A 15,338-nucleotide genomic window follows, 5' to 3' on the forward strand; every position below is an offset into this window, starting at 1 on the left:
ATATATTTAGTATGTAATCAATAATATTTGGAGGGGAATTTACTATGGCTTTTGAACTACCAGAACTACCTTATGCTTATGATGCACTGGAACCACATTTCGACAAAGAGACTATGGAGATCCACCATTCTAAGCACCATAACACTTATGTAACTAAATTGAATGATGCTGTTCAGGGCACAGAACTTGAAAGCAAATCAATTGAAGACATCATCACGAACCTGGATTCAGTGCCAGAAGATAAGAAAACTGCTGTCAGGAACAACGGCGGCGGTCACTTGAACCATTCATTATTCTGGAAACTTCTCACTCCGGATGCAAAAGAAGTATCCGGTGAAGTAAAAGACGCAATTGAATCCAAATTCGGTTCAGTTGATGAATTCAAAGAGAAATTCGAAGCTGCAGGCGCAGCACGTTTCGGTTCAGGCTGGGCATGGCTGGTTGTAAACAACGGTGAACTTGAAATCGTTTCTACTCCTAACCAGGACAACCCTGTATCTGAAGGTAAAACTCCAATCCTTGGCGTTGACGTCTGGGAGCACGCTTACTATCTGAAGTATCAGAACAAACGTCCAGAATATCTCAAAGCATTCTGGAATGTTGTCAACTGGGATAAAGTCAACGAACTTTATAACAATGCTAAATAAGCGTATGAATTTTTTGGACGGGATTTTTTCCCGTCCTTTTTTTGTAGTGATCGATCCGGTGAATTCCGCCACACACCCCATGATTTATAATGAACATATGACATGATTTCACGGGTTGAAAATTCATTTGTTTACCATCATGCTGTAGAGGGTGTTAAAATATGGCTGTTATAAATATAGAAAACAGATTTTGATTGTAATATTCCCGTCCGGGATTTATGATAGAATAGCTTTACAGATTGAGATGTGAAAAAGGATTGAGTTGTATTGAAAAGAGCCAAAATCAAAAGCCTTGAAGCCATAAACAGGCAAATATTGAAGTCCAGGATCAATATCATCCTGATCATTGTATTCCTGCTCTGTCTTACGCTCATCTTCAGGCTTGGCTATCTCCAGATTGTCGAAGGGGACACCTACCAGGAAGAAGTGGAGAATGCGCAATATGTCGAAATCAACCAGAGTGTGCCGCGTGGTGAAATATATGACCGTAACGGCAATCTGCTGGTTGGGAACGAATCCCAGCGTGCCATTTATTTTACAAGACACAGGAATATGAAATCGAATGAAATCATGGATCTTGCTGTTGAACTGAGCGGTTACATAAATATGGATACTGAGTCGATTACGCTGAGGGACAAACAGGATTATATCATCAGCCAGTACCCGGATGAGCTTGAATCCATCATGAGCGAGCAGGTGACACTTCTTGAAGACGGGAATATCACCCAGGACGAGTTCACACAGGAAGTCTACAATCAGCTGGATGAAGAACAGGCTGATGAGATCCTGACAGAAGATGACCTGAATATACTGGCAGTATATGTGAGGATGGTAAACGCCAGAGAACTGAATCCGGTCATCGTCAAAAGCGGTGACGTAACGGAAGAAGAATTTGCCAAAGTGAATGAATCGCTTGATGAACTTGACGGCATTACTACAGGAATGGATTGGCAGAGAAATTATCCATACGATGATACTCTGAAAACAATCTTCGGGGAAGTTTCATCTTCAGAAGAAGGGCTCCCCAAAGAACTGCTGAACTATTATATGTCGAGGGGATACTCAAGGAATGACAGGGTGGGTAAGACCTACCTGGAATTCCAATACGAAAACGTGCTCCGCGGTGAGAAGGAACAGGTAAAATACTCTACGGATAAATCCGGCGAGATCATCAACCAGGAAGTGACAAAGCCTGGTGTGGCAGGTGACGACCTCTATCTCACTATTGATATAGAACTGCAGCAGGAGCTCGAAGAACTTGCGGAGCATCATCTCACCTCATTGAGGAAACTTGCGGAAGATGCAGCAGACCGAAACGCACAGAACGGTGATGTCGACTATACGATCATTCCTGATCACATGGACACTGTCGTCCTGGTTGTGCAGGATCCAAACAACGGGGATGTACTTGCGATGGTCGGCAAAAAGCTGAACGAAGAAGGTGAAATTGTCAATTTCAACTATGGCGCACTTACTTCGACGTATGTGGTCGGGTCATCCATCAAAGGTGCAACTGTTACGACCGGATATCAGAATGATGTCCTGGAGGCCGGGGAATTCATGATTGATGAACCACTGGCATTTGCTGACGGCACGAGCAAAAGCTCGTTCTTCAACAGGGACGGCGGAGTCAGGATTGATGATCAGGAGGCACTGATGGTTTCATCCAACGTCTACATGTTTAAAATCGCGCTCCGGATGGCTGGTCTGAACTACTACGATGGAATGCCCTTCCCAAATGATATAGAAGAGGCCGGACACAAACTGAGAAATGGATTAAACCAGTTTGGACTCGGCGTTTCCACGGGAATCGATCTGCCGAATGAAGCAACAGGACTGAGTCCCGAGCTTAAACATAATCCAGGGAGCTACATTGATCTGGCAATCGGTCAATATGATACCTATTCAGCACTGCAGCTTTCCCAATACGTATCAACCATTGCCAATGACGGTCAACGCGTGCAGCTTCATCTCGGCAAAGAGGTGAGAGGCAGTGATTCAAATGCTGACGGCCCCGTACTACAGTCATTTAACGGCAAAGTACTGAATAACGTCGCTTACACTGAAGAGCAGCTGAATCAGATTCAATCCGGATTCTATGATGCTTTCAATACGCATGACGAAGCAACTGACAGGTATGGAACCGGCTGGGATGCCTATCACGACCTGGAGCCGAAAGCAGCCGGAAAAACCGGGACAGCCGAGGCGTTCAGTGAAGGCGATCCAGTACTGAATCAGACTTATGTAGGCTATGCGCCTTACGATAGTCCTGAAATGGCCTTCTCAGTCATTTTCCCGAATATGCCGAACACCATTCCATTCTTCCCGGCACAGTATCTAGGCCGTGACGTCATCAACAAATATTATGAAGTTGTCAACGGCGGGGAAGAAAAAGAACCATATCAATATGAACTGAGTGAGTTCTACCCGAAACTTGTATACGGAAGCTATGATTAAACCACCCGAACCGGGTGGTTTTTTTGCATTTACACAATCTTTACAAATCATTCATTTCAGATTTACATTCAGGGCTTAGAGTATACATGTAAGCAAATCACATATATTTTCTACTGGAGGAATTGAAGAATGAAAAAAAGTATGTTTCTTTCAGCACTGCTAATGGGCATAATGTTCATACTTGCAGCATGCGGCGGCGGTAACGCCTCAGACCCGACCGGAGAAGAAGACAGTTCCGGCGAAGCTTCGGGAGAAACTGGTGGATCCATCGTCGGGGATGGGTCATCCACAGTATTTCCGATAATGGAAATCATCAACGAGGAATTCAACGCTGAGCATGATATGGCTGCTGAAATCGGGGTTTCCGGTACAGGTGCAGGCTTCGAAAGATTCACTGCAGGCGAAACGGACTTCCAAAATGCTTCACGTGACATTAAAGAAGAAGAGGTTGCAGCTTTGGAGGAAGCTGGTATTGAATATACAGAGTTCCTTGTCGGTACTGACGGTCTGACAGTCGCAGTCAGCCAGGAGAACGATTTCGTGGACAGTCTGACTTTCGATGAGCTCTACTCCATCTACAGCGGAGAAGCTGAATCATGGAGCGATGTTCGCGACGACTTCCCGGACGAGCCGATTAAGGCATATGGTCCTGACCAGTCCCATGGAACACACGATTTCTTCAAAGAAGAAGTCATGAACGACGAGGATGTGCAGGGAGAATTGATCCAGGATACAAATCAGGTTGTTTCATCCGTCACTTCTGACCCGAACTCGATTGGGTTCTTCGGCTACAGTTTCTATCTGAACAACGAGGATGCTCTTAAAGCTGTACCCGTTCAGGGACCAGACAGCGAAGAAGCTATAGAACCTACAGATGAAACAGTCCAAAGCTACGATTACCCACTGTCCCGTCCACTTTATGTCTATGCCAAGAATGAATCCCTTGAAAACAATGAAGACTTCAGGACATTCATGGAATTCACTCTTGAAAATGCAGCATCAGCTGCAGAAGAAACAGGTTACGTGGCCCTTCCTGAAGAAGACTATCAGGAGCAGATTGATCAATTGCCATAACTTATGACAATGAAGAATGGACGGGTGATCCCGTCCATTTTTCAAGTATTTTTAAGCGAGGTTTACTATGAGTGAATATAACATACGGGAAATGATTCAAAATAATAAAAATAACAAAAGCACAAAATTCGTCGAAAAAGCTGTACCAACCATACTTTTCATCATTACGTCTGTTTCAATTCTTACTACCATCGGAATCTTATATACTTTATTATCTGAAACATTCATTTTCTTTACTAGAGTGCCCTTCATAGAATTCATCACAGCGACTGAATGGAATGCGTTCAGTGCAGACCCTACATTCGGTATTATCGCACTGGTGATGGGAACATTGAAAATCGTGTTGATTTCCACCATCGTAGCAGTACCTGTCGGACTGGGAGCTGCGGTATACCTGAGTGAATATGCAAGTGACCGCGTCAGAAGAATAATCAAACCCATCCTCGAAATACTTGCAGGAATCCCGACAGTTGTATATGGAACTTTTGCCATTACGTTTGTGACTCCGCTCATCAGAGAGATGTTTCCCGGGGTCAGTCTCTATAATGCGATTTCACCGGGTGTTGTTGTCGGGATCATGATTGTGCCGATGATTGCGAGCCTCAGTGAGGACGCGATGAGTTCGGTGCCCCGGTCAACAAGGGAGGGCTCGCTCGGTCTGGGTGCGACCCGTTTTGAGACCGTGTTAAAAGTTGTCCTTCCGGCTGCGGCTTCAGGCATCATTGCCTCATTTGTCCTTGGTATTTCACGTGCAATCGGAGAAACCATGATTGTTTCCATCGCAGCGGGCAGCACACCTGGTGCAGATTTCGATCTTTCTACATCACTTCAGACGATGACAGGGTTCATCGTTCAGGTTACATCCGGTGATGCTGCTTTCGGTACAGACCTTTACTACAGCCTCTATGCTGTAGGTATGACACTGTTCATCTTCACACTGGTCATGAACCTTGCAGCTCAGTGGATTACCAGAAGATTCAAGGAGGAATATTAATATGCAGCTTGTGGACAAAGATCAAGTGTCCAAATCTTTGGGCGGCAGACTTTTCTTCAACAAATTCATGAAGGTCCTTTTTCTCCTGTGCACAATGGTCGGCCTGGTTGTACTGGTTACACTGATAGTGGATACGGTACTTGACGGCTGGGACCACCTCACGTGGGATTTTCTTACAAGCTTCAGTTCCAGCCGTCCTGAAAGTGCAGGCATCTACGGTGCAATCATCGGCTCCATATGGCTCATGGCTGTAACGGCACCCGTGGCGATCATACTGTCGGTCGGTACTGCGCTTTATCTTGAAGAATATGCACCGAAGAATAAAATCACCAATTTCATCACTGTCAACATATCAAATCTGGCGGGTGTACCATCAGTGGTCTTCGGACTTCTGGGTCTTACGATTTTCGTCAGGCAGCTGTCTCTCGGAAATTCAGTAATGGCCGCCGGTCTGACACTGGCACTCATGATCATGCCGGTAATCGTTGTTGCCTCCCAGGAAGCAATACGGGCGGTGCCGGGATCAGTGCGCGAGGCATCAACAGGCATGGGGGCCACCAAATGGCAGACTGTTTCAAGAATCATCCTGCCGGCAGCAATCCCGGGTATAATCACAGGCATCATTCTCGCCCTGTCGAGGGCGATCGGGGAAACTGCACCGCTTGTTGTCATAGGTGTGCCCGTGTCGCTGCTTGTCACACCGAACAGTGTATTCGACACATTCCAGGCACTGCCGATGCAGATTTACAACTGGGTCAAAATGCCACAGGAAGAGTTCCAGTACTTGACTGCAGCAGGAATCATCATTCTCCTGCTCATCCTGTTCCTTATGAACTCTGTAGCAATCTTTATCCGCAACAAATATTCCAAAAGGTTTTAACGGAGGGTTTAATCATGGCAGAACTTAAAATGAAAGAGGAATCAGTTATGAATGAAGCGGTAAGAACAACTGAGCAGCAGAATCAGGAATCAGGCATTGTACAGTCTTCCAGATCTGTTTTCGAAGCAAAAGATTTCAACCTCTGGTACGGGGACAACCATGCACTCCAGAATATAAACCTTACGTTCAATGAAAATGAAATTTCCGCAATCATCGGTCCGTCCGGCTGTGGTAAATCGACTTTCATCAAATCACTGAACAGGATGGTGGAGTTGGTTCCCGTTGTGCACACGGAAGGCGACATCGTCTACCGTGACCAGAACATTTTCGATAAATCCCTCACAGTTGAGGAATTGAGGACAAAAGTCGGCATGGTCTTCCAGAAGCCGAATCCCTTCCCTAAATCGATCTATGACAATGTTGCATACGGCGCAAGGGTCCACGGTATCCGTAAGAAGAAAGTGCTTGATGAAATCGTTGAAAAGAGTCTCCGGGGTGCGGCGATATGGGATGAAGTGAAGGATCGTCTCAATGCGAATGCCTACGGTCTCTCCGGCGGCCAGCAGCAGCGCATTTGTATCGCGAGGGCACTCGCCATCGAACCTGATGTCATTCTGATGGACGAGCCGACAAGTGCACTTGATCCGATATCAACTACCAAGATTGAGGATCTCATGCAGCAGCTCAAAGAAAAATACAGTATCATCGTCGTGACACACAATATGCAGCAGGCTGCACGTATTTCAGACAAGACGGCATTCTTCTATCAGGGATATGTCGTCGAACATGATGACACGAAAGTCATATTCGAAAATCCGAAAGATAAACGCACGGAAGACTATGTATCAGGCAGGTTCGGTTAAATGGTCTACCGCGGAAAATTCCAGGCTGAAATGGATGCGCTCCACCAGGATGTAGTGGCACTTGGCAAAGAGTGCTATGGAAGGCTGCGCGGGAGTACAGAAGTGCTGACCGACCCGGATACTGAACGGGCGAGAGCACTTGTAAAAGGGGATTCGGTTATCAATTCAATGGAATATGACATCAATACACAGGTCATCAATCTGATAACAACCCAGCAGCCGGTAGCTACAGATCTGAGACTCATCATATCCAGCATCAAGGTTGCAGACGATCTGGAGCGCATCAGTGATAACATCAGCAATCTGGGTGAAGTCAGGAAACGGGTCAGACTGGACAGTGAAAAACTGCTTCTCAGACTGTCGACGATGGAGAGACTCGCACTGCTTATGCTTGAAGATGTTAAAACAGCATATGAAGCAGGGGATACAGATCTGTGTATCGAGATCATTGAACGCGATAAGGATATCGATGCATTGTTTGTGCAGATCACGACAACTGACATCATCGAGGAATCGGACGTGTTCGTCACAGGGCAGAGCCAGCTTGCTGCCAAGTACCTAGAGCGTATCGGCGACCATATCAAAAATATCGCAGAACATGTATACTTCATCCTGACAGGTGACAAGTACGAAAAAGTTGCACAGCAGTAGCAGAGCTCCGGCAATATCGCCGGGGCTCTTTATTTTTATATGCATAACCTTTTCCTTTGTGCCTGTAAATATTATAATATGTATAATTGATGCTGGATGACCATTAATGATGATTACGGAAAGAGGTAATATTTTGGACAAGAAATCTTTGCGCAAAAATATGATATCGGTTTTGTCTTGCATGGATGAAGGAGCAAAGAATGAAAAAGAGGATGTTTTGAAGGAAAAGTTCATAGATTTCATAAAAGAGCATGACATACGTTCCATCGGCATTGTGCTGTCCATGCCCCATGAACTTGATACGGACGGTATCGTTTCATGGATGGTGGAATCGGGGCGTGAAGTCTACACACCTGTATGTGATTACAGGGAAAAAGAAATGAACTTCTCAAGGTTCTTCTCTTTTGATGATGTTGTAACCGATGAGAAAAACCTCCGCGTTCCTTCGGAACGAAGCAATGTAAACAACCAGGTGGACCTCATCGTAGTACCGGGTCTCATCTATTCAGAGACTGGCTACAGGATTGGATACGGCGGCGGTTTCTATGATCGTTTCCTGAAAGATTACAGTGGGGTGAAACTCTCGCTGCTGTTTGAGGAACAGATCGGCGAAGCGGTCCGGGAACCGCATGATGTCCCAGTGGATATACTCATCACTCCTGAACGTACAATCGATGCAAAAAGCAGGAGGTCTGGGGATGAGAAGTAAATGGCACACTGCCTATGAACTGGTTCGCTATACCGGTTATTCTTTTTTCAATTACGACAGGGAGAACGGTACAATATGGCTCAAAAATCCAAAAGACCGGGCCATTATGTGTCTCAATGATTTTCTTCTGACGGAAGCAGAGTTGGATCATACCACAGATGGCCTTTTTGAAAGGGTGGACATGATTTCAAGAAGTGCCGGCTTTGATGTCGGCACAATCTACTGCATCCACATGGCTGGGGGAGGTGTCCGCAGAAAGAGTAAATCGGGTGGCCTCAAGGTTGTACACAGAGGCATTTCAGATATGGGTCAGGTCATCCGGAACCCTTTCTTCAGACTCGATATGAAGTACAAGAAGGCAAAAGATGACGGGTATTATCAGAGACGTCTGATGGGGCAGCACCCATTTGAGAAGTATATGATCAAGTTTACACCGATGACATATCTTCTGATCAGCATCAATCTGATCATCTTCCTGTTCAACTTTGCAGCAGTCAGATTCTTTGATTCCTATCTGCTGACGAACGGTCTTGCCCTGAGCCACTTCAACGTTGTTTCAGGGGAGTTCTACAGGCTGCTGACAAGCTCTTTCCTTCATGTCACAATAGATCATTTCCTCTTCAACATATTTGCACTGTATATACTGGGGAAATTTACAGAGAGCCTATACGGCAAATTCCATCTGCTTATTGCATACTGCCTGAGTGGAATCCTTTCAAGTCTGTTCTCGCTCATGTTCGTCATCGAAGGCATCTCCCTTGGAGCGAGCGGTGCGGTATACGGTCTTCTTGGAATCATCATCGTCCATCTGCTTTCACATGGCCGTATCAATTTGAAACTGATTGTCCAGATTGCCCTGATATTCATTTTAGTATCCGTATTTGCCCAGCTGTTTGCCAATATCAACCACTTTGCGCATATCGGTGGCCTTCTATCAGGCGCATTGCTCGGTATCATATTCAACCCGAAGCGCTTTGATGCAAAATGGTTCTTCGCTTCATTTGGAATGCTGATCATACTGGCGGCATTGTCATATTTTGTCATGACCTCAAGGGATTCAAGCCAACCCTTTGACGATATGGCGATGGAATATATTGAAAACGGAGAATATGAAGAGGCGCTCAATATTGCCAATGAGGCGCTCCGCTCAGGGAACGGTACTGCCACAACATACCATGCACTGGGGGTTCTGTCTGAGCATGCCGGCAACAGGGAGCAGGCAGAAAAATATCATGACAGAAGCTACGAGCTCGATCCCTCCAATGAATATGCTGCTGAATACCGGCTTATCCAGCTTAGAAAACAGCGTAATTATGAAGATATGCAGGATGTTTTCAATCATCTGGACACCGCAAATATAAAAGATGAAGGATTGAAACTACTGGCGGAGGAATATAATGAACAATAGAGATCTCAGTGATATCAATCTTCTCCTGCGCAGATATGGCATCTACGTTTATGACAAGGACGAAAAGAATAAACTTGCAATGATGGAAATGGAGATAAAGGAACTTTACAAGCATGCACTTCTCACCAGAGAGGAATTTACAGAAGCATTGCTTATTTTGAGGAAAAGGGGTTAGTACATGAGTGTCATTCTAGCAGCAGACATCGGGGGAACCTCCTGTAAATTGGGGGTTTTTGATGAAGAACTCAATCTGATTGAAAAATGGGAGATTCCGACAGATATATCGGAAGAGGGCAGTCATATACTTGCGGATGTCCTCGACTCCTTCCGGTCAAAAGAGGAAATCCTGGGTTTTAAAGTGGAGGAATGCCTGGGCACAGGGCTCGGCATGCCGGGTCCGGTGGATTTTGAGAAAGGAATACTCAACGGCTGCATAAACCTGAATATAAAAGGGAAGCGCTCAATCGCCACAATCTTCAGTGAACTGAGCGGTTCAGCTGCAATCGTTGATAATGATGCCAATGTGGCGGCGCTCGGAGAACAGTCGAAAGGCGCCGGTCACGGACACTCCGAAGTGGTCATGATCACTCTCGGAACCGGTGTGGGGGGCGGCGTCATTTCCGAAGGCCGCCTGATACACGGTACCGGCGGTTCAGGCGGGGAAATCGGTCATATTACAGTCGATTTCGACGGACGTTTCCAGTGCAACTGCGGAAAGAAAGGATGCCTTGAAACCGTTGCATCTGCAACGGGCATGGTGAACCTTGCCGGATACCATTCAGATGACCATGAAAATTCAGTTCTCATAGCAGCCATCAAGGAAGGCACTCTGACGTCAAAAGCAATCGTGGATGCGGCCATGACAGGAGATCCGCTTGCGGAATTTGTGGTTGAAGAGGCTGCCCGCTACCTTGCTGTCGCCATGAGCAGTATCTCTGTAATCACCAATCCGGGATACTTCGTATTCGGCGGCGGTGTGAGCCGGGCGGGGAGGTATCTGACCGATAAAATCAAAAAATATTATGATTCCCTGATATTTCCTCCGGCTGCAGATGATGTGGAAATCGTCATGGCTGAACTCGGAAACGATGCAGGCATGTACGGTGCTGCCAGACTTGTAAAACAGTACCTTATATGAAAAATAGAACCCTCGGGTTCTATTTTTTTACATATAGTCAGCGATGTCATAATTTACAGCTTCCGCAAAATCATCGGCTGCAATGATCTTTTTCAGGATGGATGCCACAAAATCCGGATCTAACAGGCGCTCTTCCGATTTATAATTTTTGAACTTATCGAGATTCGGAAACTCTTTTGGATCAGACTCCCTGATTGTCTTCTGCATATCGGTATCTATTACCCCCGGTCTGAATGTGGATGACAGCACGGGAGAATTGAAATCCGCAGTCTCCGCACGTGTTACGCCGCTCAGCATATTCACAGCTGCTTTCGATGTGCAGTATGCCGCCCATCCCTCCACGGGGCTCAGAGCCGCGCCGCTTGAAACTGTCAGTATTTTCTTTTGAGCATCCAGTGATTTGAAAGCTCTGATGAACCCTTTGATGAACAAAGCCGGTGCGAGTACATTCACCTTGTAATTATCGAGGTACCCATTGGCATCCATATTCTCCACTGATTTTACAGGTCCTACAGTACCGGCATTATTGATGAGAAAAATTTCATCCCCTGCATCCGGATCAATTGAACCGAAAATATCCATGATTTCTTCTTCGAGTGTACCTTCATCAAGGAAATCGACATGAAATTCCTTATACAGCCTGATATCCGTCTTCACTTTCCGCCGCGTGATGCTGATGATACGGTCTTCTCTGAATGCTCCGAGCAGGGAAGACCCAAGTCCCCCGGTCGTGCCGGTGATAAAAACATACCTCATAATAAAATGCTCCTTTCTGTAATTAAGTCAAGTATAGATAAACCGCATTTATTTGTAAAATATAAAAAATACATATAAATGAATAAATATGCTTGATTAAGTATGTTTATAATGATAGTATTTAAATCATTAAATCGAATACAGAGGTGAATGAACATGAAGGAAAAAGTTGTTTTAGCGTATTCAGGAGGGCTTGATACAAGTGTGACCATCCAATGGTTCATCGATAAAGGTTATGACGTTGTGGCAGTATGCCTGGATGTCGGGGAAGGGAAGGACCTTGGTCTCGTCCATCAGAAAGCACTGGATATGGGCGCGGTTGAATGCCATGTCGTGGATGCCACCGAAGAATTTGCAAATGAGTTCGTGGCATATGCAATATACGGCAATGCTATGTATGAACAGAAATACCCGCTTGTCTCAGCGCTGAGCAGACCACTCATCTCTAAAAAGCTGGTAGAAATTGCCCATCATACCAATGCGGACTATGTGGCACACGGATGTACGGGCAAAGGAAACGACCAGGTCCGTTTCGAAGTTGCGATCCAGGGCCTCGATCCTTCTTTGAAAGTACTGGCGCCGGTACGTGAATGGACATGGAGCAGGGAAGAGGAAATCGACTATGCCAAAGAGAAGAATATCCCGATTCCGGTCGACCTGGATTCACCTTATTCCATAGACCAGAATCTGTGGGGCAGAAGCAACGAATGCGGTGTACTGGAAGACCCGTGGAACACTCCGCCGGAAGATGCCTACGATCTGACTGAAAATGTACAGGGTGCGCCGGACGAAGCCGAGGAGCTGCTGCTCACTTTTGAAAATGGTCTTCCAAAGTCAATCAACGGAGTGAAATACAAACTCAATGACCTCATCATCAAGTTGAATGATATTGCAGGCGGACACGGCATTGGCAGAATCGATCATGTTGAGAATAGGCTTGTAGGTATAAAATCACGTGAAATTTATGAAACACCGGGTGCCAAAGTGATCCTGACGGCTAAGCATGATCTTGAAACGATTACTCTCACCAAAGACATCGCACATTTCAAACCGGTCATCGAACAGAAATTTTCAGAACAGGTGTACAACGGTCTCTGGTTCTCTCCACTTTCCGATTCACTGAGAGGCATGCTGAAGGATATGCAGAAGCCTGTCACAGGGGAAGTGAGGGTTTCTCTTTACAAAGGCAACATCACTGTTACAGGCAGACGCTCTGATAACAGTCTCTATAATGAAAAACTTGCAACATATACAAAAGAGGATGCATTCAATCAGGATGCCTCAGTCGGTTTCATTGAAATTTTCGGCCTGCCGACCAAAGTGAAATCCATGCTGGACAGCGGAGTGAAACTCTATGACTGAAAAGGCATGGGGCGGCAGATTTCAGGGTGAAGCCATTGAATGGGTGGACGAGTTCAACGCGTCCATCCATTTTGATAATACGCTTATTGAAATGGATGTAGCAGGAAGCATAGCACACGCGACTATGCTGGCTAAACAGGGGATCATCACTGAAGATGAGCGAAAAGAGATCGCGGATGGACTGACGGCAGTGCTTGAGGATTACAAAAATGGTGTTACAGAGTTTTCGATCGCCCATGAGGACATCCATATGAATGTCGAACATGCTCTGATTGAAAAGATCGGTGATACCGGCGGCAAGCTCCATACCGCCAGGAGCAGAAATGATCAGGTGGCGACTGATATGCATCTGTATGTCAAAGGGCGGGTAAACGAAATCATTGAAGGCATAGAACATATGCAGAAGACGGTTCTTGATCTGGCAAAGGACAACATCCATGTCATCATGCCCGGATATACCCACCTGCAGCGTGCGCAGCCTGTTTTATTCTCGCACCATATCATGGTCTATTTCTGGATGCTGAAAAGGGATAAGGAGAGATTCAGCGATTCGCTGAAACGCATAGATGTTTCACCTCTCGGCGCCGGTGCAATCAGTGGAACCACTTTTGACATTGACAGGGAAGAGACCAGACAGCTCCTCGGATTCTCCGGGTTATACCAGAACAGCATGGATGCTGTAAGCGACCGCGACTATATAATTGAGACACTGTCGAACATCAGTCTTGTCATGGTCCATCTTTCAAGGCTTTCTGAAGAGCTCATTTTCTGGATGAGCGAAGAGGCAGGTTTCATCCAGCTGTCCGATCAGTTCACAACGGGAAGCTCCATGATGCCCCAGAAGAAAAATCCGGATATGGCTGAACTGATCCGCGGCAAGAGTGCACGCACTGCCGGATCGCTTATGAGCATGCTGATGCTGTTGAAAGGACTGCCCCTCACATACAATAAGGACATGCAGGAAGACAAGGAAGGGCTCTTTGACGCCGTCACAACGGTAAGCGGTTCACTCAAGATCATGAATGGAATGCTTGGAAGTATGACAATCAATGAGGGGACACTCGAGAAGACGGTTGAGGAGGACTTTTCAAATGCGACCGAACTGGCCGATTATCTTGTGCAGAAGGGTGTGCCTTTCAGAAATGCGCATGAGGTGGTCGGAAAAGCTGTACTGAAATGTATAAACGAACACAAATATCTCAGGGATATGTCTCTTGAGGAGTTCAGGGCGGAGCATGAAGCGATAGAACCGGACATCTATGAAGTACTGGCACCGAAAGTCGTCGTCGACAGAAGGAACAGCATGGGAGGTACAGGGACGAAGGCAGTGGAAGAACAGATCAGAATTGCAGAGGATACTTTAAGATGAATATAAAAAGCAGGCCTCGTCGAGGCCTGCTTTTTATATTCATATGACGATTGCCTTCCTAGTGTCCCAGGTCAGGGTAACCGTATGTAAAGATTGTAGCGATTGCAAAGAATCCGAAAGTTGCTACAGTGGCAACACTGAACAGCACTGCCAGCAGATTTTTGCTTTTAATCGAAGCAACAAGTGCCCAAATACCAACAATGAAGACCATTAATGCTAATAATGAAAAGGCATTGATTCCAATACGAATGGTAAGGCCACCGATTTCAAACAACTCTCCTGTATCGATGAATGGCATTTTTGTTCAACCCCCAATATTTCTCTTTTACCTCATATATATTGTATAATTAAAACATGTCTTTGTCGAGTAGATTTTAAGGAGTGAAAACATGAATATAAGAACTTTGCCGTTGGGCATGCTTGAAACGAACTGTTATATTCTAAACAATGATACCGGAGTGCTGATTATCGATCCTTCCGGTGAGGCGGACGTGATTAGACAAGAGGTAGATCGCATCGGGCTGCCTGTAGAGGCAATACTCCTCACACATGCCCACTATGATCACATCGGGGCATTGGAAGAGACTGCCAGGACATACGGCGTCGATATTTGGCTCGGCGACGAGGAGACGGACTGGCTGTCAGACCCGGGCAAAAACGGTTCCGGCAAGTATACAGACATGGGCATTGAACCGGTATCTGCGGATGTTGAGGTGAAGGTGCTGGAAGAGGGGCCGATGGAGGCCGGAAGCTTCAAATTCGATGTGCTCCATACACCGGGACATTCTCCGGGCAGTATGAGTTTCCGGTTTGCAGATTTTGTCATCTCCGGAGACGTACTCTTCTCAGGAGGCATAGGCCGTACTGATCTTTACATGAGCAACCATGTCGATCTCATCAATTCCATCAGGGAGAAACTGTACGTGATGGATGCGGATACTGATGTGTATCCCGGCCACGGGCCCGTCACAACAATCAGGGAAGAGAAGGCGACTAACCCGTTTGTCAGGGGATAAGCAAACATAAAAAA

General features: G+C 46.0%; 16 protein-coding genes. 14 read left to right on the plus strand and 2 right to left on the minus strand.

The window, feature by feature from the left end; translation table 11 throughout:
• Positions 1-44: 44 nt before the first annotated feature.
• The 11 genes from C792_RS0107475 (at position 45) to C792_RS0107525 (ending at position 10,821) form a co-directional block, all read left to right on the plus strand.
• Positions 45-647 (plus strand): superoxide dismutase, encoded by a 603-nt coding sequence (locus tag C792_RS0107475; RefSeq protein ID WP_017548845.1) that lies wholly within the window; start codon positions 45-47, stop codon positions 645-647.
• A gap of 267 nt (positions 648-914) precedes the next feature.
• On the plus strand, positions 915-3,104 hold the full coding sequence (locus C792_RS14390) for a peptidoglycan D,D-transpeptidase FtsI family protein (RefSeq protein WP_017548846.1): 2,190 nt from the start codon (positions 915-917) through the stop codon (positions 3,102-3,104).
• A gap of 129 nt (positions 3,105-3,233) precedes the next feature.
• Positions 3,234-4,178, plus strand: coding sequence for a phosphate ABC transporter substrate-binding protein PstS family protein (locus C792_RS0107485; protein WP_017548847.1), 945 nt, complete (start codon positions 3,234-3,236; stop codon positions 4,176-4,178).
• 67 nt (positions 4,179-4,245) lie between these two features.
• Complete coding sequence (gene pstC, locus C792_RS0107490; RefSeq protein WP_017548848.1) at positions 4,246-5,172, plus strand: phosphate ABC transporter permease subunit PstC; 927 nt, start codon at positions 4,246-4,248, stop codon at positions 5,170-5,172.
• 1 nt (position 5,173) lies between these two features.
• The gene (gene pstA / locus C792_RS0107495) at positions 5,174-6,052 is read left to right on the plus strand and encodes a phosphate ABC transporter permease PstA (RefSeq protein ID WP_017548849.1); all 879 of its coding nucleotides are present in this window, start codon (positions 5,174-5,176) and stop codon (positions 6,050-6,052) included.
• Between the two features lie 14 nt (positions 6,053-6,066).
• Complete coding sequence (pstB, locus tag C792_RS0107500; protein ID WP_017548850.1) at positions 6,067-6,915, plus strand: phosphate ABC transporter ATP-binding protein PstB; 849 nt, start codon at positions 6,067-6,069, stop codon at positions 6,913-6,915.
• Complete coding sequence (gene phoU / locus C792_RS0107505) at positions 6,916-7,566, plus strand: phosphate signaling complex protein PhoU (protein WP_017548851.1); 651 nt, start codon at positions 6,916-6,918, stop codon at positions 7,564-7,566.
• 109 nt (positions 7,567-7,675) lie between these two features.
• Positions 7,676-8,275 carry a 5-formyltetrahydrofolate cyclo-ligase gene (locus tag C792_RS0107510; protein ID WP_281166635.1) on the plus strand — a complete coding sequence of 200 codons (600 nt, stop codon included), beginning with the start codon at positions 7,676-7,678 and terminating at the stop codon, positions 8,273-8,275.
• Entirely contained in the window at positions 8,265-9,683 is a 1,419-nt protein-coding gene (locus C792_RS0107515; RefSeq protein ID WP_017548853.1) for a rhomboid family intramembrane serine protease, read from the plus strand. The genes C792_RS0107510 and C792_RS0107515 overlap by 11 nt, the downstream gene beginning before the upstream one ends.
• Complete coding sequence (locus C792_RS0107520; protein ID WP_017548854.1) at positions 9,673-9,858, plus strand: YqgQ family protein; 186 nt, start codon at positions 9,673-9,675, stop codon at positions 9,856-9,858. The genes C792_RS0107515 and C792_RS0107520 overlap by 11 nt, the downstream gene beginning before the upstream one ends.
• 3 nt (positions 9,859-9,861) lie before the next feature.
• On the plus strand, positions 9,862-10,821 hold the full coding sequence (locus C792_RS0107525; RefSeq protein WP_017548855.1) for an ROK family glucokinase: 960 nt from the start codon (positions 9,862-9,864) through the stop codon (positions 10,819-10,821).
• Positions 10,822-10,848: 27 nt separating this feature from the next.
• Here C792_RS0107525 and C792_RS0107530 read toward each other — a convergent pair whose 3' ends face one another.
• Positions 10,849-11,577: an SDR family NAD(P)-dependent oxidoreductase gene (locus tag C792_RS0107530; protein WP_017548856.1), complete on the minus strand. Its 729-nt coding sequence runs from the start codon at positions 11,575-11,577 to the stop codon at positions 10,849-10,851.
• 156 nt (positions 11,578-11,733) lie between these two features.
• On the opposite strand from C792_RS0107530, the gene C792_RS0107535 reads away from it, so the two are divergent.
• The gene (locus C792_RS0107535; RefSeq protein WP_017548857.1) at positions 11,734-12,939 is read left to right on the plus strand and encodes an argininosuccinate synthase; all 1,206 of its coding nucleotides are present in this window, start codon (positions 11,734-11,736) and stop codon (positions 12,937-12,939) included.
• Positions 12,932-14,308, plus strand: coding sequence for an argininosuccinate lyase (gene argH / locus C792_RS0107540; protein ID WP_017548858.1), 1,377 nt, complete (start codon positions 12,932-12,934; stop codon positions 14,306-14,308). Before C792_RS0107535 ends, argH begins: the two co-directional genes overlap by 8 nt.
• Before the next feature lie 58 nt (positions 14,309-14,366).
• Here argH and C792_RS0107545 read toward each other — a convergent pair whose 3' ends face one another.
• Entirely contained in the window at positions 14,367-14,606 is a 240-nt protein-coding gene (locus C792_RS0107545) for a DUF2759 domain-containing protein (RefSeq protein WP_017548859.1), read from the minus strand.
• Between the two features lie 91 nt (positions 14,607-14,697).
• Between C792_RS0107545 and C792_RS0107550 the strand changes: the two genes are divergently transcribed.
• Positions 14,698-15,324 carry an MBL fold metallo-hydrolase gene (locus C792_RS0107550; RefSeq protein WP_017548860.1) on the plus strand — a complete coding sequence of 209 codons (627 nt, stop codon included), beginning with the start codon at positions 14,698-14,700 and terminating at the stop codon, positions 15,322-15,324.
• Positions 15,325-15,338: the final 14 nt, after the last annotated feature.

The sequence above is a fragment of the Salinicoccus carnicancri Crm genome (assembly GCF_000330705.1).
Taxonomy (GTDB): domain Bacteria; phylum Bacillota; class Bacilli; order Staphylococcales; family Salinicoccaceae; genus Salinicoccus; species Salinicoccus carnicancri.